Raw genomic sequence first — 1,513 nt, 5'->3', positions numbered from 1 at the left:
CAACGCCGCTCGGTTAAGGTCCGGCGGGTGTTTCGCAATGGTTTGTGATGATGTCGATCGCGATGGTGGCTTTGTAGCTATGCCGGTCTACGTTGGGTCCGCGGGCTTGGTACTTGGAGTTTGAGCGTTTGATCATCCGGGTTTTCACCCGGATCCGGCGGTCGGGTAGCAGGTGGGCCAGGACCGCGCGGCCGATGGCGCCGACCAGGTCGATGACGGTGTCGGCGATGACGCCGGTGGCGTTGGTGATCTGGTCGCGGGCGGTGTTCAGGGCGGTGGTGAAGCTGGCTCGGTCGGGGTTGGTGGCGGGCTGGCTGTCGGTGGCATCGGTCATGGCGGTGCGGAGGGCCTGGTAGACGGTGAGCAGGGCGTAGATCTCCTGGTCGATGCCGTCGGGGGTGCGTGCGCGTAGGACCCGGCCGCCGAGGATGCTGGATTTGATCTCCAGGTAGGCGGTTTCGATTTCCCATCTGCGGTGATACAGCTTTATCAATTCGCCGGCGGGGTGGGTGTGCGGGTCGAGCAGGGTGGTGATCAGCCGGTAGCCACCGGTGCGGGTGCCGTCGGTGGTGGTGACGCTGATCTGGGCGTCGATGACCCGCACGCGCAGGGTGCCGATGGTCGATAGCCATGAGCCGTCGCGGTAGCGGGTGATCACGGGTAGGCGGCGGCCGTTCTTGCAGCGGATCAGCAGGTCGGCCTTGGTCGCGGCGAGTGTGGTGATGAGGTCGGCGGCGGCGTAGTTGCGGTCGGCCAGTAGCAGCATCCCGGCCCGCAGGCTACGGGCCAGGGTGCGGGCCTGGTCGAGTTCACCGGTGCTGATCGGGCCGAACACGGCGTCGATGATCGAGCGGGTGCCGCAGGTCAGCAGGACACTCAGCCGCAGGGCCGGGTAGCCGGCCCCGCCGTGGTTACCCCGTTGTTTGCGGTAACGGGCCCGGACCGCCTCGGCGTCGGCTACCGACATCGTGGTCCCGTCGATCGCGGTCACCAGCAGCCCCCGCCAGCGCACGGCGTGGTTCGCCGTGGTGACCGCCGGGCCGCGGAGCAGGTCGAACAACGCCCGCAGCGGCGCGGACCCGAGCCGCTGCCGTGCCTCACGTAACGTCCCCGAGGACGGCTCGGCCAGGTCCAGCCCGGCCAGACCGGCGGTCAGTTTCTGCCACACCTGCCCGTAGCCGAGTTCGGCGAACAGGCAACCCGCCAGGACGAGATAGACCACCACCCGGGCCGGCAGCAGTCGGATCCGCTGCTGCGTACGGCGGGTCGCGGCGAGGATCTCATCGACCATCTCGAAGGGTATGAACTGGGTCAACTCACCCAGATGACCCGGTGCGAACACCCCCGCGGCTACCCTCACCGTACGGGTTATGGCAATCTGATCGACCAAAGCGGAGTTCCTGGTCTCGAGGGTTTCTTGGAGTGACTCACCTCAATACCGGAACTCCGCTTCTGTTTGCCTGAGCGACACACCCCTCGACAGCCGCCACAACGCCTTAACCGAGCGGCGTTG

Annotated in this window: 1 protein-coding gene; it reads right to left on the bottom strand. The window is 67.0% G+C overall.

The window, feature by feature from the left end:
* Positions 1-13 precede the first annotated feature (13 nt).
* The gene (locus tag ABGB16_RS33650; RefSeq protein WP_347672088.1) at positions 14-1,342 is read right to left on the bottom strand and encodes an IS4 family transposase; all 1,329 of its coding nucleotides are present in this window, start codon (positions 1,340-1,342) and stop codon (positions 14-16) included.
* Positions 1,343-1,513: the final 171 nt, after the last annotated feature.

It is taken from the genome of Micromonospora sp. B11E3, assembly GCF_039871625.1.
Taxonomy (GTDB): Bacteria; Actinomycetota; Actinomycetes; order Mycobacteriales; family Micromonosporaceae; genus Micromonospora.
Note: the sequence above shows the minus strand (reverse complement) of the source record. Positions and strands in the feature narration are given on the sequence as shown.